The organism is Micromonospora sp. NPDC049274 (assembly GCF_040678875.1).
In the GTDB taxonomy this organism is placed as follows: Bacteria; Actinomycetota; Actinomycetes; order Mycobacteriales; family Micromonosporaceae; genus Micromonospora.
Genome location: NZ_JBFAQS010000022.1, coordinates 1 through 24,284, shown reverse-complemented (window position 1 = coordinate 24,284; position 24,284 = coordinate 1). Strand labels below are relative to the sequence as shown.

General features: G+C 72.9%; 16 protein-coding genes. 4 read left to right on the top strand and 12 right to left on the bottom strand.

Annotated features, from left to right (window positions below; genetic code table 11):
- Position 1: 1 nt before the first annotated feature.
- The 11 genes from AB0K10_RS29545 to pcaF form a co-directional block, all read right to left on the bottom strand.
- The gene (locus tag AB0K10_RS29545) at positions 2–3,661 is read right to left on the bottom strand and encodes a SpoIIE family protein phosphatase (RefSeq protein ID WP_363688899.1); all 3,660 of its coding nucleotides are present in this window, start codon (positions 3,659–3,661) and stop codon (positions 2–4) included.
- A gap of 194 nt (positions 3,662–3,855) precedes the next feature.
- On the bottom strand, positions 3,856–4,407 hold the full coding sequence (locus tag AB0K10_RS29540) for a pyridoxamine 5'-phosphate oxidase family protein (protein WP_363688897.1): 552 nt from the start codon (positions 4,405–4,407) through the stop codon (positions 3,856–3,858).
- 47 nt (positions 4,408–4,454) lie between these two features.
- A complete protein-coding gene (locus AB0K10_RS29535) occupies positions 4,455–5,210 on the bottom strand; it encodes a gamma-glutamyl-gamma-aminobutyrate hydrolase family protein (RefSeq protein ID WP_363688895.1) in 756 nt (251 codons plus the stop codon).
- The gene (locus tag AB0K10_RS29530) at positions 5,207–5,974 is read right to left on the bottom strand and encodes a 3-oxoacyl-ACP reductase (protein WP_363688893.1); all 768 of its coding nucleotides are present in this window, start codon (positions 5,972–5,974) and stop codon (positions 5,207–5,209) included. The genes AB0K10_RS29535 and AB0K10_RS29530 overlap by 4 nt, the downstream gene beginning before the upstream one ends.
- Before the next feature lie 5 nt (positions 5,975–5,979).
- A complete protein-coding gene (locus tag AB0K10_RS29525) occupies positions 5,980–7,335 on the bottom strand; it encodes an aldehyde dehydrogenase family protein (protein ID WP_363688891.1) in 1,356 nt (451 codons plus the stop codon).
- An 18-nt stretch (positions 7,336–7,353) separates the two neighbouring features.
- Positions 7,354–8,718, bottom strand: coding sequence for a glutamine synthetase family protein (locus tag AB0K10_RS29520; protein ID WP_363688889.1), 1,365 nt, complete (start codon positions 8,716–8,718; stop codon positions 7,354–7,356).
- A gap of 115 nt (positions 8,719–8,833) precedes the next feature.
- Positions 8,834–10,420 (bottom strand): amino acid permease, encoded by a 1,587-nt coding sequence (locus AB0K10_RS29515; protein ID WP_363688887.1) that lies wholly within the window; start codon positions 10,418–10,420, stop codon positions 8,834–8,836.
- Positions 10,421–10,700: 280 nt separating this feature from the next.
- Entirely contained in the window at positions 10,701–11,201 is a 501-nt protein-coding gene (locus tag AB0K10_RS29510) for a DUF456 domain-containing protein (protein WP_363688885.1), read from the bottom strand.
- Positions 11,202–11,297: 96 nt separating this feature from the next.
- Entirely contained in the window at positions 11,298–13,460 is a 2,163-nt protein-coding gene (locus AB0K10_RS29505) for an EAL domain-containing protein (RefSeq protein ID WP_363688883.1), read from the bottom strand.
- Between the two features lie 5 nt (positions 13,461–13,465).
- A complete protein-coding gene (locus AB0K10_RS29500) occupies positions 13,466–14,278 on the bottom strand; it encodes an SAM-dependent methyltransferase (RefSeq protein ID WP_363688881.1) in 813 nt (270 codons plus the stop codon).
- 155 nt (positions 14,279–14,433) lie between these two features.
- Entirely contained in the window at positions 14,434–15,639 is a 1,206-nt protein-coding gene (pcaF, locus tag AB0K10_RS29495; RefSeq protein WP_363688879.1) for a 3-oxoadipyl-CoA thiolase, read from the bottom strand.
- 107 nt (positions 15,640–15,746) lie between these two features.
- Here pcaF and AB0K10_RS29490 point away from each other — a divergent pair, with 107 nt between their 5' ends.
- From AB0K10_RS29490 to AB0K10_RS29475, 4 genes are all read left to right on the top strand, one after another.
- Positions 15,747–16,712 carry a glutathione S-transferase C-terminal domain-containing protein gene (locus tag AB0K10_RS29490; protein WP_363688877.1) on the top strand — a complete coding sequence of 322 codons (966 nt, stop codon included), beginning with the start codon at positions 15,747–15,749 and terminating at the stop codon, positions 16,710–16,712.
- Positions 16,705–17,373, top strand: a complete 669-nt coding sequence (locus AB0K10_RS29485) for a DUF998 domain-containing protein (protein WP_363688875.1) — start codon at positions 16,705–16,707, stop codon at positions 17,371–17,373. The genes AB0K10_RS29490 and AB0K10_RS29485 overlap by 8 nt, the downstream gene beginning before the upstream one ends.
- Positions 17,374–17,570: 197 nt before the next feature.
- Positions 17,571–18,863 (top strand): dicarboxylate/amino acid:cation symporter, encoded by a 1,293-nt coding sequence (locus AB0K10_RS29480; RefSeq protein WP_363689039.1) that lies wholly within the window; start codon positions 17,571–17,573, stop codon positions 18,861–18,863.
- Positions 18,864–18,930: 67 nt separating this feature from the next.
- A complete protein-coding gene (locus AB0K10_RS29475; protein WP_363688873.1) occupies positions 18,931–19,998 on the top strand; it encodes an NADH:flavin oxidoreductase/NADH oxidase in 1,068 nt (355 codons plus the stop codon).
- 45 nt (positions 19,999–20,043) lie between these two features.
- Here AB0K10_RS29475 and AB0K10_RS29470 read toward each other — a convergent pair whose 3' ends face one another.
- Positions 20,044–23,676, bottom strand: coding sequence for an ABC transporter ATP-binding protein (locus AB0K10_RS29470; RefSeq protein ID WP_363688871.1), 3,633 nt, complete (start codon positions 23,674–23,676; stop codon positions 20,044–20,046).
- Positions 23,677–24,284 lie beyond the last annotated feature (608 nt).

Sequence of the window (24,284 nt, the reverse complement as noted above, 5' to 3'; positions counted from 1 at the left end):
CTCAGCCCCGCAACTCCCGGCGCAGCGTCACCTCGGTGCCCTCGTCGGTACGCCGCACCATCAGATCACCCAGCGCCTTGATCAGTGACAGGCCACGCCCCCGGAACCCGGAGCCGCTCGACTCCCGCCACTGCCCCGTGTCGCGGACGGTGGCGATCACCGTCCGGTCCTCGATGGCCACCTCGACGCTGATCACCGCCTCGGCGGGTTGGACGGGGTGCTCGATGGCGTTCGCGGCGGCCTCCGAGACCGCCACGGTCAGGTCGAACAGGTCGGTCTCGCCGACGTCGTGCGCCACGAGGAAGTCCTCCAGGCGCTTGCGCAGCACGCTCAACCGGGTCGGGTCCGCCGGCAGCCGCAGCGCGAAGCGGTTCAGCTCGGCCGCCTCCAGGGCGAGCACCGCCACGTCGTCGCGGCGGGGTCGGCCGGTCACCCGCTCGACCACCGTGTCGATCAGATCCGCCACGTGCTCGCCGGGGGTCGCCGCGTCGGCGCGCAACTGCGCCAGCGCGGCGTCGATGCCGAGCTGACGGTCCTCGATCAGCCCGTCGGTGTAGAGCAGCAGCCGGCTGCCCGCGGGCAGCTCCCCCTCGACCGTCCGGTACGTCGTGTCGGGGATGGCGCCGACCGGCGGGCCGAGCGCGCGGTCGTGCAGGAACGCCACGTCGTCTCCTCGAATCAGCAGGGGGGACGGGTGGCCGGCGCTGGCGTAGCGCAGCCGACCGGTACGGGGGCTGAACAGCAGGCAGACCACGGTCGCGAACGAGCGCCCCTCGGTGGACCCGACCAGCCGGTTGAGCCGGCTCAGCGACTCACCCGGGTCGAAACCCTCCAGCAGGTACGCCCGCAGCGCGTTGCGCAGTTGCCCCATCGCCGCGGCGGCCTGAACGCCCTTACCGACGACGTCGCCGATCACCAGCACCAGGTCGTCGCCTTCGAGCGCGAGCGCGTCGTACCAGTCGCCACCGACCTCGACGTCGGCGCTGCCCGGCAGGTAGCGGCTCGCCACGACCGCGCCCGGCAGCTGGGGCAGCGTTCTCGGCAGCAGGCTGTGCTGCAACGTGGTGGCGATGCGGTGTTCGGCCTCGTAGAGCTGGGCGTTCTCCAGCCGGACCCCGACCAGGCGGGCGAGCTGGGTGAGCGCGGCCTCGTCGGCCTGCGCGTCGTCGCCGTCGGCCCGCCAGACCTGCAGCTCGCCGAGCTGCTCGCGGGTGGTGCCGGTCAACGCGGCCACGAAGGACGGGTCGGTGGCGGTGACGCCACCGCCGTCGGCCTCGGAGCGGGCACCGGCCGCGGTGACCACGACCCGGGCCGCCTCGGCGAGACTGAGCGCGTGCCGGGCGGCGACCTGCAGCACGTCGGCTGTGGAACGGGCGGTGTTGACCGCCACCGCCGCGTCGGCCAGCGCCCGGAGCCGACGGATGATCTGGCCGCGCAGCTGGCCCAGCTCGACGTTGGCCCGGACCCGGGCGATCAGCTCCTGCCCGGAGAACGGCTTGGTCAGGTAGTCGTCGGCGCCGACGGAGAGGCCGGCGACCGCCTCCGCGGAACCGGCGCGGGCAGAGAGCAGGACGATAGGCACGTCGCGGGTGCGGGGGTCCGTGCGCAGCGCGCCGACCAGGCCGAACCCGTCCAACCGGGGCATCATCACGTCGGTGAGCACGAGGTCGAAGCCGCCCTCGCGGGCCAGCGTCAGGGCCGCCAGGCCGTCGCTCGCGGTGACCACCTCCCAGGTCGGGGAGAGCAACCGGGTGACGTGCTCACGCAGGTCGACGTTGTCGTCGACGACAAGGATCCGGCCCGCGGGGGGCCCGTCGGTCGGCCGGCGGTCGGCCTGCGCGGGCATGTCCTCGTCGCCCCACAGGGCGGTCTCGGCGACGAAGAGCCGGGCCTGCTCGGGTTCGCCAGTGGGCAGGGGGGCGAACGCGGCGACCTGGTCGGCGGGCAAATGCGCCGAGCCGAACGGAACGGTCACCGTGAAGGTGCTGCCCTCGTCGATCTGGCTTGTCACACCGACGTCGCCGCCGTGCATCTCGACCAGTTCCCGGACCAGCGCGAGCCCGATCCCGGTGCCCTCGTGCGTACGGGCGCGCCCACCGGGCACCCGGTGGAACCGTTCGAAGACGTGCGGCAACTCCGTCGGCACGATGCCCACGCCGGTGTCGATGACCTCCAGTCGGGCGACGCCGTCGCCGGCCCGGATCCGCACGCGGATCTCACCGTCGAAGGTGAACTTCACCGCGTTCGACACCAGGTTGAGGACGATCTTCTCCCACATGTCCCGGTCGACGACTACCGGCGCCGGCAGCGGCGGGCAGTCCACCACCAGCCGCAACCCGGCACGCTCGGTGGCGGAGCGGAAGGTACTGGCCAGCCGGGCGGTGTAGCCGGCCAGGTCGGTGGGCTGGTAGCGGGCGGCCAGCCGGCCGGATTCCAGCCGGGAGAAGTCGAGCACGGTGTTGACCAGCTTGAGCAGGCGCAACGCGTTGCGGTGCATCACGACGAGCCGGTCGGTGTAGGAGGGGGGCAGCTCCGGGTCGGCCAGCATGTCCTCCAGAGGGCCGAGCACCAGGGTCAACGGGGTTCGGAACTCGTGGCTGACGTTGGCGAAGAAGTTGGTCTTCGCCCGGTCCAGCGCGGCCAACTCGGCGGCCCGGGCGCGCTCCTGCTCGTACGCCCGCTGGGTGCCCACCGCGCGGGAGATCTGCGCGGCCACCAGGTCGAGGAAGTCGCGGTACTCGTCGCCGAGCGGCAGCAGGCGGGCCACGCCGACGACGAGCGCGCCGACCGTGTCGTTGGCGGCCTTGACGGGCAGCACGAGCGCCACGTCGGCGGCGTCGGCCGGGCGCTGGGCGAGCAGTCGGCTCACCTCGATGGTGGCGGGTGAGCCCTCGGCGACCAGCTCGGCGAACGTGTCGGGCGAGACTCCGACAGCCGTCGGGTCGACGCCGCTGGCGCCGGTCAGGGCGAGCCGCCCGGCGGAGTCGGCCAGGTAGATCAGCGCGAACGGCACGTCGGCGGAGTGCCGGGCGAGCACGTCGGCGGCGGTGCGACCCAGCTCGCCCGCGGTGCTCATGTCGGCCAGCTCGGCGCCCAGTTCCGACAACGCCCGCAGCCGGCGTTCACCGACCACCCGCCCGGTGGTCTCGTTGACGATGCAGTAGACGCCGCTGACCGAGCCGTCGGCACCCCGGATGGGGTCGTAGGAGACGTCGAAGTAGGTCTGCTCGACGAAACCGGAACGGTCCAGCAGGAAGGGGTGGTTCTCGCCACGGTAGGAGAGCCCGGTGCGCCGGACCCCGTCGAGCAGCGGGCCGAGGACGTCCCAGGTCTCGGCCCAGTGGTGTCGGGCCGGCTGGCCGAGCACCTGCGGGTGCTTGCTGCCGATGGTCGGCCGGTAGGCGTCGTTGTAGAAGGCGAGCTGGTCGTCGCCCCAGAACATGACGATCTGCGAGCTGGAGGAGAGCATCATGGCGATCGCGCTGGAGAGCGCCACCGGCCAGCCGGACGGCCCGCCCAGCGGTGCGGTGGACCAGTCGAAGGCGCGGAGCCGCTCGCCCAGCTCACCGCCGCCGGCGAAGGCGGCGGCCAGGTGTGGGGGGATCTCGTGGACGTACGCGTTGGGATACCCCGCGTCCGCACCCCCCTGGGCCGAGCTCATGCAGCCTCCCCGCTTCGGCTGTACCCCGCAGCCGTTGATCTTCGCGCGCCGTGCTCCGACTTGTACCCCGGCGGACCAGCAACGTAACGCATGACGACCCGTGGACGCTGGTTACCTGTGCCGCACTCGTCGCGGACCCGACGGCGCGGGGGTGGACGCCGGCCCGGGCAGCCGCCGAGGGGCGCTCTGACCTGTCAGAAGACCGGCAGTCCGTCGATGCTCGCGGCGTTCCTGGTGGCCCGGTAGGTCACCAGATCATCGGCCGTACGACGGGAGTGTGAGGTAACCAACAGGTCACGCTCCGCGCGGTAGTCCATCAGCGGCACCGCATAACCGCAGGAGTCGCTGACCCGCTCGACCTCGACGGTGATCACGGCCCGTACGGCGTGCACGTCCGGCGGCGCGGGGAACTCGGCGAGCCGGTCGGCGAAGGCCGCCTCGGTCACCGCGACGCTGCTGCCCCGGCCGTGCAGGCGCACGATCTTCGGCGGCCCGTCGAACGCGCAGAACATCAGCGTGATGCGGCCGTTGTCGCGCAGGTGGGCGATGGTCTCCGCGCCGCTGCCGTGGTAATCCAGATAGGCCACCCGATGCGGGCCGAGGATCACGAAGGTGCCGGTCATACCCTTCGGCGAGACATTGACGTGCCCCTCGGAACCGGACGGCGCGGTGGCCACGAAGAAGACCGGCTGGGCGGCGATGAACTCCCGTAGGCGACCGTCGATCTCCGGATAGACCTTGCCCATGCGGCGATTCTCCCACCGCACCCGGCGCCCGACGGGAGCGACCTGCGTCACACAGCCGGCGGCCCCGCCACACGTACGCCCTCGCGGCCGGCATCGACCGGCGGGCCGGACGCTCGCCGGCGGGCGGCCGCGACCAGCGCCGCGATCGGGCGCGGATCCGGCTCGTTCTCCGGATGCCACTGCACCCCGAGCACGAACGACCGGCCCGGGTCCTCGATCGCCTCGATCACGCCGTCCGCCGCCCAGCCGGTGACCGCGAGCCGCCCCGGGGTGGCGACCGCCTGATGGTGGTACGAGTTGACCCGATCCACCCCGGCCAGCGTCCGCGCCGCCAGGCTCCCCGGCGCGAACCGCACCTGATGGGTGCCGTAGACCCCCGGGGCCGGACGGTGCGCATCCGTTCCGATCACGTCGGGCAGGTGCTGGTGCAGGGTGCCTCCACAGGCCACGGCGAGCAGCTGCATTCCCCGACAGACACCCAGCACCGGCAGGTCGACGGCGAGCGCCGCCGTCAGCAGGGTCAGCTCACCGGCGTCCCGGTCCGGCCGGTCCTCGGTCCGCGGGTGCGGCCGCTGGCCGTACCGGCCCGGACCGACGTCGGCGCCCCCGGCCAGCAGAAGCCCGTCGAGGACCGCGAGCACGTCGCCGTCGGAGTCGTCCGGGGGCAGCACGACCGCCCGGCCACCGGCGGCGGTGACCGCCCGCACGTACGCCTCGGGCACCAGCACCGCCCGCACGCCGCGCCAGACGGCCCAGTCGGCGGGCTCGACGTACGCGCTGATCCCGATCAGCGGCCGACTCATAGAGGGGTGACGTACGCGCCGGTGATGCCCCCGTCGACCACGAACTGCGCGGCGGTCATGAACGAGGCGTCGTCGCTGGCCAGGAACGCCACCGCGGCGGCGATCTCCTCGGGCTGCCCGAATCGGCCCATCGGCACGTGCACGAGCCGGCGGGCGGCCCGCTCCGGGTCGGCGGCGAACAGCTCCAGCAGCAGCGGGGTGGCCACCGGGCCGGGACACAGCGCGTTGACCCGGATGCCCTCGCGGGCGAACTGCACGCCCAGCTCCCGGGTCATCGCCAGCACGCCGCCCTTGCTCGCCGTGTACGCGATCTGCGACGTCGCCGCGCCCATCAGCGCCACGAACGAGGCGGTGTTGATGATCGACCCCTTGCCCTGGCGGCGCATGTGCGGAATCGCGTACTTGCAGCACAGGTAGACGCTCGTGGTGTTGACCCGCAGCACCCGCTCCCAGGCGTCCAGGCCGGTGTCCAGGATGGAGTCGTCGTCCGGCGGGGAGATGCCCGCGTTGTTGAACGCGATGTCGACCCGGCCGTGCCGCTCGGCCACCCCGTCGAACAGGTCGCGGACCGCCGACTCGTCGGCCACGTCGGTGGCCACGAACTCGCCGCCGCACTCCTCGGCCGCCTTCGTGCCGGCCTGCGCGTCGATGTCCACGCAGACCACCCGGGCCCCCTCGGCGGCGAACCGCCGGACCGTTGCCAATCCGATCCCGCTGCCCGCTCCGGTGACCACCGCCACCCGGTCCTGCAACCGACCCTGCACTGGCGTCACTCCTCTGTCGCGATGAACACGTTCTTGACGTCGGTGAAGGAGTGCAGCGCGTCCGGGCCCAGCTCGCGGCCGAGCCCGGAGCGCTTCATCCCACCGAACGGGGTCCAGTAGCGCACCGAGGAGTGCGAGTTGACGCTGAGGTTGCCCGCGTCGACGGCGCGGGCCATCCGCAGCGCGCGGCCGACGTCGCGGGTCCAGATCGAGCCGGAGAGGCCGTACTCGGTGTCGTTGGCGAGACGCACCGCGTCGGCCTCGTCGTCGAACGGCAGCACCGACACGACCGGGCCGAAGATCTCCTCCCGCCAGTGCCGGTCCGCCGGCGAGTCGGCCAGCAGCACGGTCGGGGCGTGCCAGAAGCCGGGGCCGTCGGGGCACGAGCCGGTGAACGCGACCGTCGCCCCGGCCAGGTAGCCGGCGACCCGCTCCCGCTGGGCCGCCGAGATCAGCGGACCCATCTCCGCGGTGTCCCGGGAGGGGTCCTCCACACGTACCGCGCGAACGGCCGGTTCGAGCAGTTCCAGGAACCTGTCGTACACCTGGCGTTGGACCAGGATCCGCGACCGTGCGCAGCAGTCCTGGCCGGCGTTGTCGAAGACCGCGCCGGGCGCGGTCGCGGCGGCGCGTTCCAGGTCGGCGTCGGCGAACACGATGTTGGCGCTCTTGCCGCCCAGCTCCAGGGTGAGGCGCTTCACCTGGGCGGCGCAGCCGGCGGCGATGCGCGTGCCGACCTCGGTGGAGCCGGTGAAGCAGATCTTGCGGACCGCCGGGTGGCTGACGAACCGCTCCCCCACCACCGCGCCCTCGCCCGGAAGCACTGTGAACACGCCGTCGGGCAGACCGGCCTCGCGGGCCAGCTCGGCCAGGCGCAGCGCGGTGAGCGGGGTCAGCTCGGCGGGCTTGAGCACCACTGTGTTGCCGGCGGCGAGGGCCGGGGCGAAACCCCAGGCGGCGATCGGCATCGGGAAGTTCCACGGCACGATCACGCCTACCACGCCGAGCGGCTCGTGGAAGGTGACATCCAGGCCGCCGGGCACGGGGATCTGCCGCCCGGTCAACCGCTCCGGCGCTCCGGCGTAGTAGTCCAGGACGTCACGGACGTTGCCGGCCTCCCAGCGGGCGTTGCCGATGGTGTGCCCGGAGTTGCGCACCTCCAGCGCTGCCAACTCGTCGAGGTGCGCGTCGACGACGGCGGCGAACCGCCGCAGCAGCCGGCCCCGGTCCCCCGGCGCCAGGGCCCGCCACGACTCGTTGGCGGAGGCGGCCCGGGAGACCGCCGCGTCGACATCGGCCACCGAGGCACCCGGCACGTCCCGGAACCCCTCCCCGGACGCCGGGTCCACGACGAGAGTCACGCCCACCACCCCAGCCCGTCAGAGGCGTTCGAAGCCACGGGTCAGCTCCCAGTCCGTCACCGCGGCGTCGAAGGCCGCCAACTCCACCCTCGCCTGGTTGGCGTAGTGGGCCACCACCTCGTCGCCGAACGCCTCGCGGGCCACCGTGGAGCCCTCCCAGAGGGCCAGGGCGTCCCGCAGCGTGCCGGGTACGCGCTCGGCCTCCGGGTCGTCGTACGCGTTGCCTGTGCACTCGCCGCCCAACTCCAAGCCCTTGTCGATGCCGTGCAGCGCGCCCGCGACCAGCCCGGCGATCGCCAGGTACGGGTTGACGTCGGCCCCGGGCACCCGGTTCTCCACCCGCATGCCCTGCCCGTGGCCCACCACCCGCAGGGCGCAGGTGCGGTTGTCCACCCCCCAGCGCAGCGCCGTCGGCGCGAACGAGCCCGGCTGGTAGCGCTTGTACGAGTTGATGTTCGGCGCGAAGAGCAGACTGAACTCACGCATGGTGGCGAGCAGCCCGGCGAGCACCCGCTGCCCGGTCTCCGACAGGTGCGCCGGCCCGTCGCCCAGCATCGCCGAGCGACCGTCGGGGCCCCGCAGCGAGAAGTGGATGTGGCAGGAGTTGCCCTCCCGCTCGTTCGGCTTGGCCATGAAGGTGATCGCCATGCCCTCCTGGGCGGCGATCTCCTTGGCCCCGTTCTTGTAGATCACGTGGTGGTCGGCGCAGGCGACGGCCTCGTCGTAGCGGAAGGCGATCTCGTGCTGGCCGAGGTTGCACTCACCCTTGGCGCTCTCCGGCGTGAGCCCCGCGCCGGCCATCTCGGTGCGGATCCGGCGCAGCAGCGGCTCCACCCGGGCGGTGCCGAGCAGCGAGTAGTCCACGTTGTACTGATTTGCCGGAGTGAGGTCGCGGTAGCCGCGCCGCCAGGCATCCTCGTACGAGTCGCGGAACAGCACGAACTCCAGCTCGGTGCCCGCGTACGCGGTCAGCCCGTGTTCGGCCAGCCGGTCCAGTTGCCGGCGCAGGATCTGCCGGGGTGAGGCGACCACGTCGCCGGAGCCGTCCAGCCAGGTCAGGTCGGCCAGCAGCAGCGCCGAGCCGGGCTGCCAGGGCACCCGGCGCAGCGTGGCGAAGTCCGGGACCATCGCGAAGTCGCCGTAGCCGCGCTCCCAGCTCGACATCGCATACCCGTCGACGGTGTTCATGTCGACGTCCACGGCCAGCAGGTAGTTGCAACCCTCGCTGCCGTTGGCCACCACCTGGTCGAGGAAGAACGGTGCGTGGAACCGTTTGCCCTGCAGGCGGCCCTGCATGTCGACAAGGGCCAGCACGACGGTGTCGATCTCGCCGTCGTTGATGGCGACCCGCAGTTGTTCCAGCGTGAGCGGAGCTTTCGTCATTCGCGGGCCTCCATCACCAAGGTCTACTGGCAAACCGGATCACCGTCAATGCCCCCGATGGAGACGGTGGCAAACCCGGCGGGACGGGCGCGGCGCCCGCCCCACCGGGTCGGCGTCAGGCCGGACCGTCGACAGGTGCCGGGTCGGCCGCAGGCGCGGGTTCCTCGACGGTACGGACGGGGCCGGCGAACCACTTCCGTGCCGAGGCGTACCACCAGACGGCGACCACCAGCAGCACCCCGCCCACGGCGAGCGGCGCGTAGTTCACCGCCGACCAGGTGAAGTCGTCGTTGCCGGGCACCCCGGCCGGCACGATCGGCAGGACGAAGTACACCGTGATGACCGCGATCTCGATGACCGCGATCCAGCCGAGCAGCCTGTACTTCCGGCCCAGCGTCCACGGGCCGGGCACGAACCGGTCGCCGAGGCGCAGCCGCAGCGCGATCGGGATGAGGAAGGACAGGTAGAGGCCGATGACCGCGACGGAGACCACCGCGTAGAAGGCGACCGGGATGCCCGCCGAACTCTCGTAGAGCGCCGGCAGGGTCAGCACCAGCCCGGCGATCGTGGTGCCGATGATCGCATTGACCGGGGTGCCGTTGCGGTTCACCCTCGACCAGAGCCGCCAGCCCGGCACGGCGCGATCCCGGCTGAAGGCGTACGCCATTCGGCTCATCGAGGTGATGCAGCTCATCCCGCAGAAGAACTGCCCGATCGTGGAGATGATGATGACGACCTTGAAGAAGACCGGGGTCAGCGCGGACTCGAAGATGGCGCCGGAGAAGCCGCCGGCGGCGTTGACCGCCTCGACGTCGGTGGCCGCGAACAGGAACGCCAGCAGCAGGATCCAACCGCCGATCGCCGAGTAGAAGATCGACTGCCAGAGCCCGCGCGCGGCGGCCTGCGAGGCGCCCCGGGTCTCCTCGGAGACGTGCGCGCAGGCGTCGAAGCCGGTGATCGTGTACTGGGTGAGCAGGAAACCCAGCGGCAGCACGTAGAACCAGAACGTCAGCCCGCCGGTGTCCCCGTCGCCGAAGCCCGAGTTGTTGAACCGCTCGGTGAACACGAACTGGAAGCTCTGGTGGTCGTCCGGCACGAACACCAGGATGGCCACCACGACGGCCGCGCCGGCCACGTGCCACCAGACCGAGACGTTCTGGAGTACGTCGATGATCCGGTGCCCGAAGATGTTGATGAGCCCGTGCAGCGCCAGAATGATCACGAAGAGCACGAACGCCTGACGGAGCGTCCCGGCCCAGCCGTCGAAGAGCGCCGACAGGGTGAGGTTGAGGAATGTCGCGCAGCCGTAGTCGACCGAGGCGGTGACCGCGACCAGGCCGATCAGGTTCAACCAGCCGGTGAACCAGCCGTGCACCGGGCGGCCCATCGTCGCCGCCCACCAGTAGATCCCACCCGCCGTGGGGTACGCCGACACCAGTTCGGCCATGCAGAACCCGATGATCAGGATGAACAGTGAGATCAGCGGCCAGCCCCAGGAGATGGCGACCGGCCCGCCGTTGTTCCACGCCTGGCCGAAGGTGGTGAAGCAGCCGGCCAGGATCGAGATGATGGAGAACGAGATGGCGAAGTTGGAGAAGCCGCTCCACTTGCGGCGCAGCTCCTGCTTGTAGCCGAGTTCGGCGAGTCGTCGGGCGTCGTCGTCGATCGGTTGCTCTGCGGTCGGCACGGGCGTCGTGGCCACTGCACACCTCCCTGAGGTGGTTCCGCTGGCGAGTGCGCAAAGTGTCGTCCCGGTCGATCAGGGCGGTCAATACGTCCGAGGCTCCGGGGCGCAAATCCCATTGCCGCACCACGCCCTGCGAACGCATGCTGTATCCCGTGGCCAGGCCCGATCGCGACGGGCCGACGCCGGGCACTCGGACCGCCCGGCACCGCGGCGGCGCGGGGCAACCTCTCTCTCACGTACGGCGTGCCCCGCCGTACCCCACAAAGCCCCGCGCCGCCCACTCACGCCCTCCGCGTCAGGTGAGAAGGAGGCCGCCTACCCAGAGGGCGCCGATGGTCAGGCCGGCCAGGAACTCCACAAGCATGGACAGGCCGGCCGCCTTCAGCGCCTGCACGGTGGACGGCCAGGCGAGCCGGTTGCTGCCCAGCCGCAGCCGCTCCGCCGCCCACACTCCCGCGACGAAGCCCAGCAGCAGACCGATCACGGGGATCACGAAGAACCCGACCAGGCCGAGCGCGCCCCCGGCCAGCAGCGACGACGTCGGCACACCTGTGCGCTTGAGGTTCCTCCCCGGCCAGAGGTACTTCACGACGATGCCTCCGACCGCGACCAGCGTGGCGGCGGCGAACACCGCCCAGCCGCCCGGGCCGGCGCCGCCGAAGATCGCCCAGACCAGTACGCCGCCCCAGCACAGCGGCAGCGCCGGCAGGCCGGGTACGACCACGCCGGCCAACCCGGCCAGGATGGCCAGCGCGGCCACCACGGTCACCACCGTCTGCGAGTCGTCCACGCTCACGCCGCCGCCCTCCGTCGCCACCACTCGGACCGGTTCGATCCACCGCTCACGCCACCACCCCGCCGCGCCACCGAGCGGCAGCCACCTGTGCGCGCATCAGGCCGTCGTCCGCCGCAGCCGGGCGGTGATCTCCTCGACCGGCGCGGGTGCGCCGAAGTACCGCCCCTGCCCGGTGTCGCAGCGCAGCGCCCGCAGCCGCTCGGCCTGCACCGGGGTCTCCACCGCCTCGGCGGTGACCCACAGCTCCAGCGCGTGCGCCAACCGGACCAACGCGTCGACGATCCGCTCGTCGCGGTGGTCCGCCACCGAGTCCGTCCCGTCGGCGCGGATGCCCTCGACGAACGGGCCGGCCAGCTTCAGGCAGTGGATCGGCAGCCGCCGCAGGTACGCGAGGTTGGAGTACCCGGTGCCGAAGTCGTCGACCGCCAGCCGGACGCCCAGCGCCGCGAGCCGGTGCAGACTACGCAGCGGCTCCCCCGCGCTGCCCATCACGGCGCTCTCGGTCAGCTCCAGTTGCAACAGCTCCGCCGGCAGGCCGCTGGTGGCCAGCGCGTCGGCCACCGTCGCGACGATCGCCGGGTCGTCGGCCTGCCGGGCGGCCATGTTGACGCTCACCACCAGGCGGGCCTCGGGGAACTCCCGCCGCCAGCGTTCGGCGTCGTGGCAGGCCCGCCGCAACACCCACTCGCCGAGCCGGACGATCAGGCCGGTCTCCTCGGCGAGGCCGATGAACCGGTCCGGGCCGATCAGACCCAGCTCCGGGTGCTCCCAGCGGACCAGCGCCTCCACCGCGAGCATCGTGCCCTCCAGCAGCGACACGATCGGCTGGTAGTGCAGCACGAACTCGCCCCGGTCCAGAGCGGCCGGCAGCCCGGCGACCAGCGCCGACCGGGCGATGTCGCGGGCGCTGCGCTCCGGGTCGTACACCGCCCATCGGCCACGGCCCGCCGCCTTTGCCCAGTAGAGCGTCGTGTCGGCGGCCTTCATCAGCTCCGACGCGGTGGTCTCCGCGGCCGGACAGTCCACGATGCCCACGCTGGCGGACACCGCCAACTGCTGGTCGCCGAGGTGCACCGGCGCGGCGACGGCGGCCAGCGCGGCCTCCGCCACGGCCACCGCGTCGTCGACGTCGTCGCCGCCGTCGACGAGGATGACGAACTCGTCGCCGCCCATCCGGGCGACCAGGTGGCCGTGGTCGGCCACGCACTCGGCGAGCCGCCGGCCGATCGCCACCAACAGCCGGTCGCCGAGGTCGTGGCCGAGGCTGTCGTTGATCGCCTTGAAGCCGTCCAGGTCGAGGAAGCACACCCCCACCCGCTGACCGGGCCCTGCGGTGTCGAAGAGCCGGCCCAGCGTCTCGAAGAACAACGTCCGGTTGGGCAGCCCGGTCAGCGGGTCGTGCAGAGCCTGGAAGCGCAGCCGCTGCTGGAGTTCGTACCGCTCGGTGATGTCCTCGATCATGGCGACGGTGAACCGGGGTCGTCCGTCGTCGTACCGGATCAACGAGACGGCCAGGTCCGTCCAGACGACGCTGCCGTCCTTGCGGTGGTAGCGCTTCTCCACCCGGGTCGAGTCCTGCTTGCCCTCAATCAGCTCCTGGTACAGCTCCCACATGCCGGCGGCGTCATCGACGTGGAACAGCGCCGCCACGTTCATCTCGCACAGCTCCTCGATCGAGTAGCCGAGCATGTCGGCGAACGCCGCGTTGACGTCGATGATCTGACCGTCCACCCCGGCGATGCCGATCCCGATCGCCGCGCCCGTGAAGACCGCCCGGAACCGCGCCTCACTGTCGCGCAGCGCCTGCTCGACCTCGTCGCGCGCCTGCCAGGCCGAGCGGGCGATGCGCTCCTGCTGGCTGAAGGTGCGGTCGCGCAGCGCACGGGCGAACCCGGCGGCCAACCCGCCCTGCACCGCGGCGATCCGCTCGGCCACGTCGGCCGGCCGGTCGCCGGTCGCCAGGACCCGAGCGGGGAACTCGTCGCCGAGCGCGCGCAGCGACCACTCCAGCGCCCGAGGGTCGGTCAGGTGCGCCTCCACCAGCGCCCGTCCGACCTCCTCGGCGGGACGGGCGCTGAACGGCTCGGCTCGTACCGCCTGGGCCAGCCGGACGGTGTGCAGCAGCAACAGCCGCTCCGTCTCGGCCGCGCTGAGCGGCACGAACCCGATGCGGCGTACGGCGCGGGCCCAGTCGGCGGCGTAGACCTGGGCGCCGCCCCGGCGGACGTCGACCCCGGTGGGGTCCGGGACGGCGGCCACCGCGATCAGCCGGCGGGCTGGTCGTACCGGGCCACGCCCCCAAAGGCGCCGAACCGCTCGGGGTGCTCATCCACGTCGGCACGCGAGTCGGGACGCCACAGCGGCATGTGCACCACGCCCGGTTCGAGAACGGTCCAGTCACCGAAGAAGCCGGTGACCTGCGCGCGGGAGCGCAGGGTGATCTCGGTGGCGGTCCGGGCGGAGAGGCGCTGGGCGTCCAGCATCTCCTGCGGCTGGTCCTCGAAGGTCGAGTGCGAGATGACCAGGAAGCTGCCCGGCGCGGCGGCGGCCCGCAGGGTGGACAGGATCTCCTCGGGACCGTCGGCGTCCGGGATGAAGTGCACGACCCCGGCCAGCAGGATGCCCATCGGCCGACCGAAGTCGATCAGCCCGAGCCGCCGGGTCTCCCGCAGGATCCGCTCCGGTTCGCGCAGGTCTGCGTGGATCACCCCGGTCAGGTCGTTGCCGGCGAGCAGTTCCCGGCTGTGCGCGACGGCCACCGGGTCGATGTCGACGTAGACCACCCGCGCCTTCGGGTTCGCCGCCTGGGCCACCTCGTGCACGTTGCCCACTGTCGGGATGCCGGAGCCGATGTCGAGGAACTGGTCGATGCCGGCGTCGAGCAGCACCCGGACGGCCCGGCGCAGGAACTCCCGGCCGGAGCGCATGGTGGCGGCGAGATTCGGGGTCATGCTGGCGATCTGCTCGGCCAACTGCCTGTCGACCTCGAAGTTGTGCGCCCCGCCCAGGAAGTAGTCGTACACCCGGGCCGCGCTCGGCCTGGTCAGATCAATCTCGGTCGGCAATGCGTCCGGCATCGGTGTGCTCCCCCAGTTCGTCGCCGTCGCGCGAGGCGGCACCGGCGTCGACGGGCGCGCACGACCGCCGGCCGACCCCGCGGGTCGTGTGGTGTGGACCACTCTAGGCCGCCGACTCCCACGGACGGGAGATTCCTTCATGCAACTTTCCGCGCTCAGGCGGCCGACTCCAGCAGCAGCGAGATGCCCTGCCCGACGCCGATGCACATGGTGGCGAGAGCCCGACGACCGCCGCGGCGGCGCAACTCGAGGGCGGCGGTCAGCGCCAGCCGCGCGCCGCTGGCGCCCAGCGGGTGCCCGAGCGCGATCGCGCCACCGTTCGGGTTGACGTGTTCGGCGTCGACAGGCATCCCCAGCTCGCGCAGCACCGCCACGGACTGCGCGGCGAACGCCTCGTTCAGCTCGATCACGTCCACAGCGCCCAGCTCGACGCCGACCCGGTCGAGCAGCTTGCGGGTGGCCGGCACCGGGCCGATGCCCATGATCCGCGGCGGTACGCCTGCCGTCGCCGCGCCACGGACGCGGGCCAGCGGGGTGAGGCCGTACCGCTGCACCGCCGCCTCGCTGGCCACCAGCAACGCGACCGCGCCGTCGTTGACGCCCGAGGAGTTGCCGGCGGTCACCGTGCCGCCGTCGCGAAACGGGGTGGGCAGCGCGGCCAGCTTCGCAAGCGACGTCTCCCGAGGGTGCTCGTCGACCTCGACCAGTCGGGTCTCCCGCCGACCGGCCGGCACGGACACGGCCACGATCTCCTCGGCGAACCGGCCGTCGGCCTGCGCCTTGGCGGCGCGCTGCTGCGAGCGGTACGCGAAGGCGTCCTGCTCGGCCCGGTCGACGCCGTACTCGGCGGCCACGTTCTCCGCCGTCTCCGGCATCGAGTCGACCCCCCACCCGTCGCGCATGAGCGGGTTGACCAGCCGCCAGCCGAGGGTCGTGTCGTACATCTCGGCAGCGCGGGAGTATGCCGAGGTCGCCTTCGGCACGACGAACGGCGCCCGGCTCATGCTCTCCACCCCACCGGCGACCACCAGGTCCGCCTCGCCGGCCACGATGGAGCGGGCGGCGGTGGCGAGGGCGTCCAGGCCGGAGCCGCAGAGCCTGTTGACGGTGCTGCCCGGCACCTCCTCGGGCAGGCCGGCGAGCAGCGCCGCCATCCGGGCCACGTTGCGGTTGTCCTCGCCGGCCTGGTTGGCGCAGCCGAGCACGACGTCGTCGACGCGGGCCCAGTCCACCGACGGGTGCCGGGCGACCAGCTCGCGGATCACGTGCGCGGCCAGGTCGTCGGGACGGACGCCGGCCAACGCGCCGGCGTACCGGCCGATGGGGGTACGGACACCGGCCACCAGGTATGCCACGGTCATCGCGAGTCCTTCGGGGGTGGGAAGGGCGGGGGTGGGGGCGTCCACCGGGTCGCGGAGGACTCCCCGGCGGCCAGGATATCCGCGCGCGCAGCGGATAGGTTGGCGGCATGTCCCGGGCCCAGTTCAGCGCAGAGACCAGCCGTGGTGGCGCGTTCGTCCGCCAGCCCAACCGGTTCACCGGTCGGGTCACCGCCGATTCGACCTCCCCGCCGGGTGGCGGCCCGGACGAGCAGGGCCGCTGGCCGCTGGAGGCCGGCCGGTACCGGCTGATCTGGTGCCGCGCCTGCCCGTGGGCGCACCGGGCGAGGATCGTGCGTGGCCTGCTCGGGCTGGACGACGCGATCTCGCTGGGCACCGTCGACCCGATCCGGGACGAGCGGGGCTGGGCGTTCGCCCTCGACCCGGACGGCTTCGACCCGGTCCTCGGTGTCAGCTTCCTCTCCGAGGCGTACCTGGCCACCGATGAGGACTACACCGGCCGGGTGACCGTGCCGGCGCTCGTCGACTCGCTCACCGGCCGGGTGGTCACCAACGACTACCCGCAGCTCACCCTCGACTTCTCCACGCAGTGGCGGTCCCTGCACGCGCCCGGCGCACCGGACCTGTACCCGGTCGCGCTGCGCCCGGAGATGGACGCGTTGATGGCCGAGATCCACCGCGACGTCAACAACGGCGTCTACCAGTGCGGATTCGCCACCTCCCAGGAGGCGTACGACGAGGCGTTCCGGGCGCTCTTCGCCCGACTGGACGCGCTGTCCGAACGGCTGGCCGGGCAGCGGTACCTGCTGGGCGACGCGATCACCGAGGCCGACGTGCGGCTGTTCACCACGCTTGTGCGCTTCGACGCCGCGTACCACGGGCACTTCAAGTGCAACCGCAGCAAGCTGACCGAGATGCCGGTGCTCTGGGCGTACGCCCGGGACCTGTTCCAGACCCCGGGCTTCGGCGAGACGGTGGACTTCGACCACATCAAGCGGCACTACTACGGCACCCACCGGCAGATCAACCCGACAGGCATCGTGCCGCTGGGGCCCGACGAGTCCGGTTGGACGACGCCGCACGGGCGTGGCTGACCGGGGGCGGGCGGGCACCGCGACGGCACCCGCGGCCCGCGGGGACGTCGCCCGCCGGGTCGCCGGGTCCGCCGCCGCCGGCTGCGCGGTGGCCGGCGCGGTCGCGGTGACGGTCGCGGTCGTCGCCGGTCCCGGTCCGGGTCTCACCGGGTACGTGAGCGAGGCGGGCATCGCCGGCAGCGCGCACGCCGTGGCGTACCGCATCGGGGTTCTCGCCCTGGCCGGCGCGTTGCTGCTGATCGCCGCGGCGCTGCCCCCCGGCGTGCGGGTCGCGCCGGCGCTGCTCGCCACCGGCGCGGTGCTCACCGCGGTGTCCGGTGCGGTGACCTGCTCCGCCGGTTGCCCACTGCCGCCGTTCGAGCGGACCACGGTGGCCGACCTCGTGCACGGGGGCGCGAGCATCGCGGCGACGGCGGCGGTGGTCCTCGCCATGGTCGCGCTGGCCGTGTCCGGGCCGGCCGGGGCGATGGTCCGCCGGTTGGCGGCCGGCACGGCCACGCTCGCCCTGCCGCTGTGCGCGACGGTCGGGGTGGCCATGCTCGTGGTCGGCCGGGGCGCCCTGGTCGGCGTCGTGGAGCGGCTGGTTCTCGGGCTCGCGGTGCTGTGGGGCGTGGCCACCGGAACGGCACTGGCCCTGGCCCGCCGCCACCGGGGCTTGTAAGGGGCATCACGATTCGCGTGCCTTGCAGATCACGCCGATCGGCGTATCGTCGACTGGCGATGACCAATGTCTGGGGCCTCACCGTCCGCCTGTATGTCGATCTCCGACTGCAGGCCAGCGGCATCTGTCCGGCGTAGCCGTCCTCCACACGCCTACCCCGACCGAACCCGACAATTGGACATCTCATGCCCTTCGGCCTGCGCAAAATTCCGTTCTCCGTGCAGATCCTCCTCGGCCTCGTGCTCGGCGTCGCGCTCGGTTTCGTTGCCCGCAGCAACGACGTGAGCTGGCTGACCAGCACCCTGCACACCATCGGCTCCCTCTTCGTCCAGCTGCTCAAGCTGGCCGTGCCGCCGCTGGTCTTCACCGCCATCGTGGTCAGCGTGGTCAGCCTGCGCGGCGTGGCCAACGCCGCCCGGCTCGCCCTGAAGACCCTCATGTGGTTCGGCATCACCGCGCTGATCGCCGTGAGCATCGGCATCGGCCTCGGCCTGCTCGTCGACCCGGGCAAGGGCGTGACCCTCGACCTGGGCGGCGCTGCGGCGCCCAAGAAGACCGGCTCCTGGACCGACTTCCTCACCGGCATCGTGCCCACCAACCCGGTCGGCGCGTTCGTCGAGGGCAACGTCCTGCAGATCGTCTTCCTCGCCGTGGTCATCGGGGCCGCCGCCCTGCTGGTCGGCGAGGCCGCCGAACCGTTCGTGGCGCTCAACCGCTCGCTGCTGGAAATCGTGCAGAAGGCCCTGTGGTGGGTCATCCGGCTCGCCCCGATCGGCACCCTCGGCCTCATCGGCAACGCCGTCGCCTCGTACGGCTGGGACCTGCTGGCCCCTCTCGCGAAGTTCACCACCGCCGTGTACGTCGGCTGCGCGATCGTGCTGTTCGTGGTCTACCCGCTGGTGCTGATCCTCGCCGGCCGGCTCAACCCGCTGCGCTTCTTCGCCGGCGCCTGGCCGGCGATCGAGCTGGGCTTCGTGTCCCGATCCTCGGTGGGCACCATGCCGGTGACCCAGCGCTCCGTCGAGCGGCTCGGCGTCCCCCGCGAGTACGCCTCGTTCGCGGTGCCCTTCGGCGCCACCACGAAGATGGACGGCTGCGCCGCGATCTACCCGGCCCTCGCCGCGATCTTCGTGGCGCAGGTGTTCGGCGTGCACCTGGGCGTCGGCGACTACCTGCTGATCGCCTTCGTCTCGGTGGTCGGCTCGGCGGCCACCGCCGGTCTGACCGGCGCGATCGTCATGCTCACCCTGACCCTCAGCACGCTGGGTCTGCCGCTGGCCGGCGCCGGTCTGCTGCTCGCCATCGACCCGATCCTGGACATGATCCGCACCGCCACCAACGTGGCCGGGCAGGCCCTCGTGCCGACCGTGGTGGCCGCCCGGGAGGGCACCCTCGACAGGGCCGCGTACGAGTCCGCAGGCCGGCGGGACCTGACCGAGCCGGAGCCGGTCGCCGAGACCCGGCCCGAGCTGAGCCCCGTCCCCGCCTGACCAGTTCACCCGCACGGCGACGGACCCCTCTCCGGGGGTCCGTCGCCGTTTCGGAGAGGATGACGCCATGAGCTCCCTGTTCACACCCCTGGCCCTGCGCGGGGTCACCCTGCCCAACCGGATCGCCATGGCGCCGATGTGCCAGTACTCGGCCGGCCCCGACGGCCTGCCCACCGACTGGCACCTCACCCACCTCGGCACCCGCGCGGTCGGCGGGGCCGGGTTGGTGCTGACCGAGGCGACGGCAGTACTCCCCGAGGGCCGGATCTCACCGCAGGACACCGGGCTGTGGTCCGACGCGCACGTGGACGCCTGGCGACCGGTTACCGCGTTCGTCGCCGCCCACGGCGCCGTACCGGCCGTCCAGCTCGCGCACGCCGGTTTCAAGGCCTCCACCTACCGGCCGTGGGCCTCGGCGCGCGGCGGAGTGCCGGACGCCGAGGGCGGCTGGACGCCTGTCGCCCCCGGGTCGGAGCCGTTCACCCCCGGCTACCGGACGCCTACCGCCCTCGACGCGGCGGGCATCGCCGGCGTGGTCGACGCGTTCGCCACCGCCGCCGAGCGGGCCCTCGCCGCCGGCTTCGCCGCCGTGGAGATCCACGCCGCGCACGGCTACCTGCTCAACGAGTTCCTGTCGCCGCTCACCAACCACCGCACCGACGCCTACGGCGGCGACCGGGCCGCCCGGATGCGGCTCACCCTGGAGGTCGCCCGCGCGGTGCGCGCCGCGGTCGGCGAGAGCGTGCCCGTGCTCACCCGGATCTCCGCGACCGACTGGGCCGAGGGCGGCTGGACGGTCGAGGACAGCGTCGTGCTCGCCGGCGAGCTGGCCGGCGTCGGCGTCGACCTGGTCGACGCCTCCTCCGGCGGTGTCAGCACCGACCAGCGCATCCCGCTCGGCCCCGGCTACCAGGTGCCGCTGGCCGCCCAGATCCGCCGCGAGGCGGGCGTGCCGACCGGCGCGGTCGGCCTGATCGTCGAGCCGGAGCACGCCGAGCAGATCGTCGCCAGCGGCGAGGCCGACCTGGTGCTGCTCGGCCGGGAGCTGCTGCGCGACCCGTACTGGCCGCGTCGCGCCGCCGCGAAGCTCGGCGTCGCGTACACCGGACCCGCCCAGTACGCCCGCGCCTGGTGACCTACGCCGGTCGGGCGGCTGCCGTCACCGGCAGCCGCCCGACCGTCAGCCGGCCAGGTGCGACCAGTCGCCCTCCAGCTCCCGCCAGGTGCCCTGCGCCGCCACCGTCCCGGCGTGCAACACCACCACGTGGTCGGCGCGGACCAGCGCGGCACGCTTCGCGGTCGACCCGACCACTGTCACCCCGTGCGCCCGCAGCGCCCGCCACAGCGCCAGCTCGGTGGTGACGTCCAGCGCCGACGACACATCGTCGGCGACAAGCAGTTCGGTACGCGGTGCCAGCGCCCGGGCCAGCGCCAGCCGCTGCAGCTGGCCGCCGGAGAGCCGGGTGCCCTTGTGCCCGATGAGCAGACCCAGTCCCCCGCCGGCGGCGGCCAGGTCGTGGTCGAGCTGGGCGGTGCTGACCGCGCCTGCCGCGTCCACCTGGTGGCCGAGCGCGATGTTGTCGGCCACCGTGCCGGACAGCACCCGGGGCAACTGGCCGACGTAGCCGACCTGGTTGGGGCGCAGGAACAGCTCGGGCTCGGTGACCGGATCGCCGTTCCAGGACAGCTCACCGGTGTGGTGCACGATGCCGGCCAGTGCCCGCAGCAGCGAGGACTTGCCCGACCCGACCGGCCCGACGACAAGCACCAACTGCCCGCGTCGCACCGTCAGGTCCACGTTCCGGACGGCGACCGTGCCGTCGGAGTGCACCACCGAGAAGCCGCGTAAGTCCAACCGGCGCAGCGGGTGCCGGGGTGGCGGCGTCGGCGCGGGCGCCGTGCCGGCGCCCAGGTCGACCGCCGGCACCGCCGCCGTGTACGCGCCCACGCCCGTCATCGCCACGGTCCGGCGGGTCCACACCCGTGCCGACGGCAGCTGGGAGATCAACGACGCGGTGGTCCAGGCGAACCACCGGGCCGCGCCCAGCGTGGAGACGGCCACCAGCACCGCACCGGCCGACAGCTCGCCGCCCAGGTAGAGCGCCCACGCGCCGATCGGCAGCAGGCCACTGGCCACCGACGGGGTCGACCGGGACCACACCTGCACCGAGATCTCCCGTCGCTGCCGCTCGCTGCGCAGCGCGTCCAGGTCAGCCAGGTGACGCAACACCGCCGCCGTCGCGCCGGCGAGCTTCACCGTGCGCGCCGCGGAGAGCGCGGAGACCAGGGCGGTGGCGAACGCCGCCCGCGCCGTCACGGTCGCCCGTGCCGCACGCTCCAGCTTCGGGCCGAACAGCGTCGCGGCCAACCCGGAGACGACCATCGTGCCGAGGAAGAACAGCCCCGGTACGACGCTGCCGGTGACCGCCGTCATGGCGACCACCAGGACCAGCGCGACCGACTGGTCGAGCACGTTGTCGGCGAGTTGCACCACGCGCTCGGTGTCACCGCCCTGCGCCACGACCTCGGCCGGGGTGTGCGAGCTGACCCGACGCGGGCCGGTCTGGCCGTGCACCAGACGCAGGCCGATCCGCAGCATCTGCCGCACCCACCAGTGGGGGAACCAGACGTGGGTGTAGAACGGCAGCGGCAGGGTGACCAGCAGCCCCGCCACGATGCCCAGCGCCGGCAGGTACGGGCTGCCGGTCCCGTCCACCAGGTCGGCCCAGAGCCACGGCAGCAGCGGGCCGTCCAGCCCGAGCAGGCTGAGCCCGAGGAACAGGGCGATCGCCGCCGCCCCGTACCGGGGATCGTTGGTGCAGAGCCGGATGATCTCCCGGAACGTGCGGGCCGGCGGGTTCGGTGGCAACGGCGGCGGATCGGCCCGCACCGCCGGGCCGGCGCTCGGCCCGGTGCCGGCGACGTCCCGGCCAGTGCCGGCGACGTCCGGGCCGGTGCCGGGGCTGTCGGTCAACAGGCTTGTGCCGGCGGTGTCGGTCAACAGGCTGGTGCCGGCGACGTCGGTCAGCAGGCTGGCGCCGGCGCTGTCGGTCAACAGGTCGGTGCCGGCGGTGTCCGGGCCGGTCAGCAGGTCGGTGCCGCCGCCGGATCGGAACGACGGCGTCCCACCTGCGTACACGGCGGCGTGACTGGTCGCCAGCAGCTCGGCGAAACGTGTCGACGTCTCCAGCGGGCCGGCCTCCACCACCGCGCCGTCGGCCAACACCACCACCTCGTCGCAGCGGCGTACCGAGGAGAGCCGGTGGGCGATGACGATGCCGATCCGGTCGCGCAGCAGCCGTTCGGTGGCCCGCTGCACCCGCGCCTCGGTCACCGGGTCCAGCCGGGCGGTGGCCTCGTCCAGGATCACCACGTGCGGGTCGCGCACCAGGATCCGGGCGAACGCCACCAACTGCTCCTGGCCGGCCGAGAGCATGTGCCCGCCCTCCCCCAGCCGGGTCGCCAACCCGTCGGGCAGCTCGGCGATCCAGCCGGCCAGACCCAGTTCGTCGAGCGCCCGGGCGGCGGCGTCGAGCAGCTCCGGGTCGTAGAGCGCGACGTTCTCGGCGAGCGTGCCGGCCAGGATCTCGGTGCGCTGCGGCACCAGCGCCACCCAGCGGCGCAGCTCTTCGACGTCGAGGTCACACAGGTCGGTGCCGCCGAGGAACACGGCGCCCGGCGGCACGTCCACGGCCCTCGTGAGCACCTTCGCCAGGGTCGACTTGCCCGACCCGGTCCGCCCGATCAGGGCGTACGACCGGCCGCGCGCGAAGGTCAGGCTGACTCCGCGCAGGGCCACCCCCCGCCCGCTCTCCGGGCCGCTCACCTCGTACCCGAACGTCAGGTCCCGGATGCGCAGGTCGCCCTCGGCGGGACTGACCCCGCCGACCGGCTCCTGCCGGGACTTCTGGAGCAACTGCACCCGCGCCCACGCGCCGAGGGCCTCCTGCAGCTCGGGCACCATCCGGCTGACGTGTTCGGCGGTGGCCCCGAAGGCCAGGGCGAGCAGCCAGATCGCCGTGAGCCGCGCGGCGTCGACCCGGTCGTTGGCCAGTGCCCAGGCCCCGCCGAGCACCACGGCGCCGACGCCGGCCCGGATCGTCGCGGTGGCGATCGTCGCCACTCGGGCGGACAGCACCCAGACCAGGTGGCCGCGGGACAGCACGGCGGCGGCCCGCCGTGCGTACAGCCGCAGCACGTACGGCTGGGCCAGGCTCGTCCGCACGTCGTCCTGGCCGTGCACCGCCTCCTCCATCACGGCGGCCAGGTCCGACCAGGCCTCCTCCTCGGCCATCCGGGCGGGGCCGATCCGCGCCGTGGGCCGGCGCAGCCCCACCCCGAGCAGCACAGTGAGCAACAGCATCGCCATCCCGGCCGGCCACCACACGGCCAGCGCCACCACCATCGACAGCAGGCCGACGCAGAGCCCCTGGGCGAGGCGCGAGCCCTGGTTGCGAACCGCCGACGCCACCTGGTAGACGTCCCCGTCGATGCGGTCGAGCAGCTCGCCCACCGGAGTGGTCTCCAGGCTCGGCAGATCCTGCCCGAGCGCGACCCGGCAGAGCCGCCGACGCACGTCCGCGGACCAGTCGGCGGTCAGCCCGGCCATCAAGAGGCTCACCACGAGGTCGGTGAGCACCACGGCGGCCAGCGCGGCGGCCAGGACCGCGAAGGAGCCTGTCGACCGGTGTACCAGGACCGCGCCGGCGAGCGCCGAGGCGCCGGCCTGACCGGCGGCACCGAGCACGATCAGGACGGCCACGAAGGTCAGACGACGCGGCGAGGTGTCCCACAGGTCACGGAGCAGGCGCATCGGAGTTCCTCCGGACGTGGGTGGCGGAACACCCAGCGTGCCGGCAACGACCCCGCCGACTCAACCGATTTACCCTCCCTGAGCAGGGCCTACGGTCAGGTGTTGGCGACCCGGCGCCCGTTGCCGAGCAGGCGCGCGGTCTGTTGGGCGACCGCCAAGGCCGAGTCCACGAGGGCCAGACCTATGCCAGCTTGATCGACACGAGATCGGTGATGTCGGGGGGTCCCGGGGCCCCGGACACCCCCATATCAGGGAACTCGTGTCGATCACCGCCCGCCTGCCCGCTTCGGTGGGCACGGAAGGTCAGTCTGGGCGCAATGTCCGGTTCCGCGTCTCGTCCGGGTGTGACCGGGTGCATCCGTGGGCTGGAATCGTGGCGGGCCGGGGGTCGTTACACATCCTGACGATCGCAGGACCACGGCCACCGCCGCCCCCGTCGTGAGGGTGGGAATGGCCAGCCCGGTCGGATGGTTGCAGATCCCCGAACGACGGTGAGCCCGCCTCGACAGGGCCGCCCCGGGAATCACCCCGGCCCGACGGTCGTTACACACGGTCCCGGCGCCACGAGCCCCCGCTCGCAGGCCGCCACCCCCGGTGCCGCAAGCCCC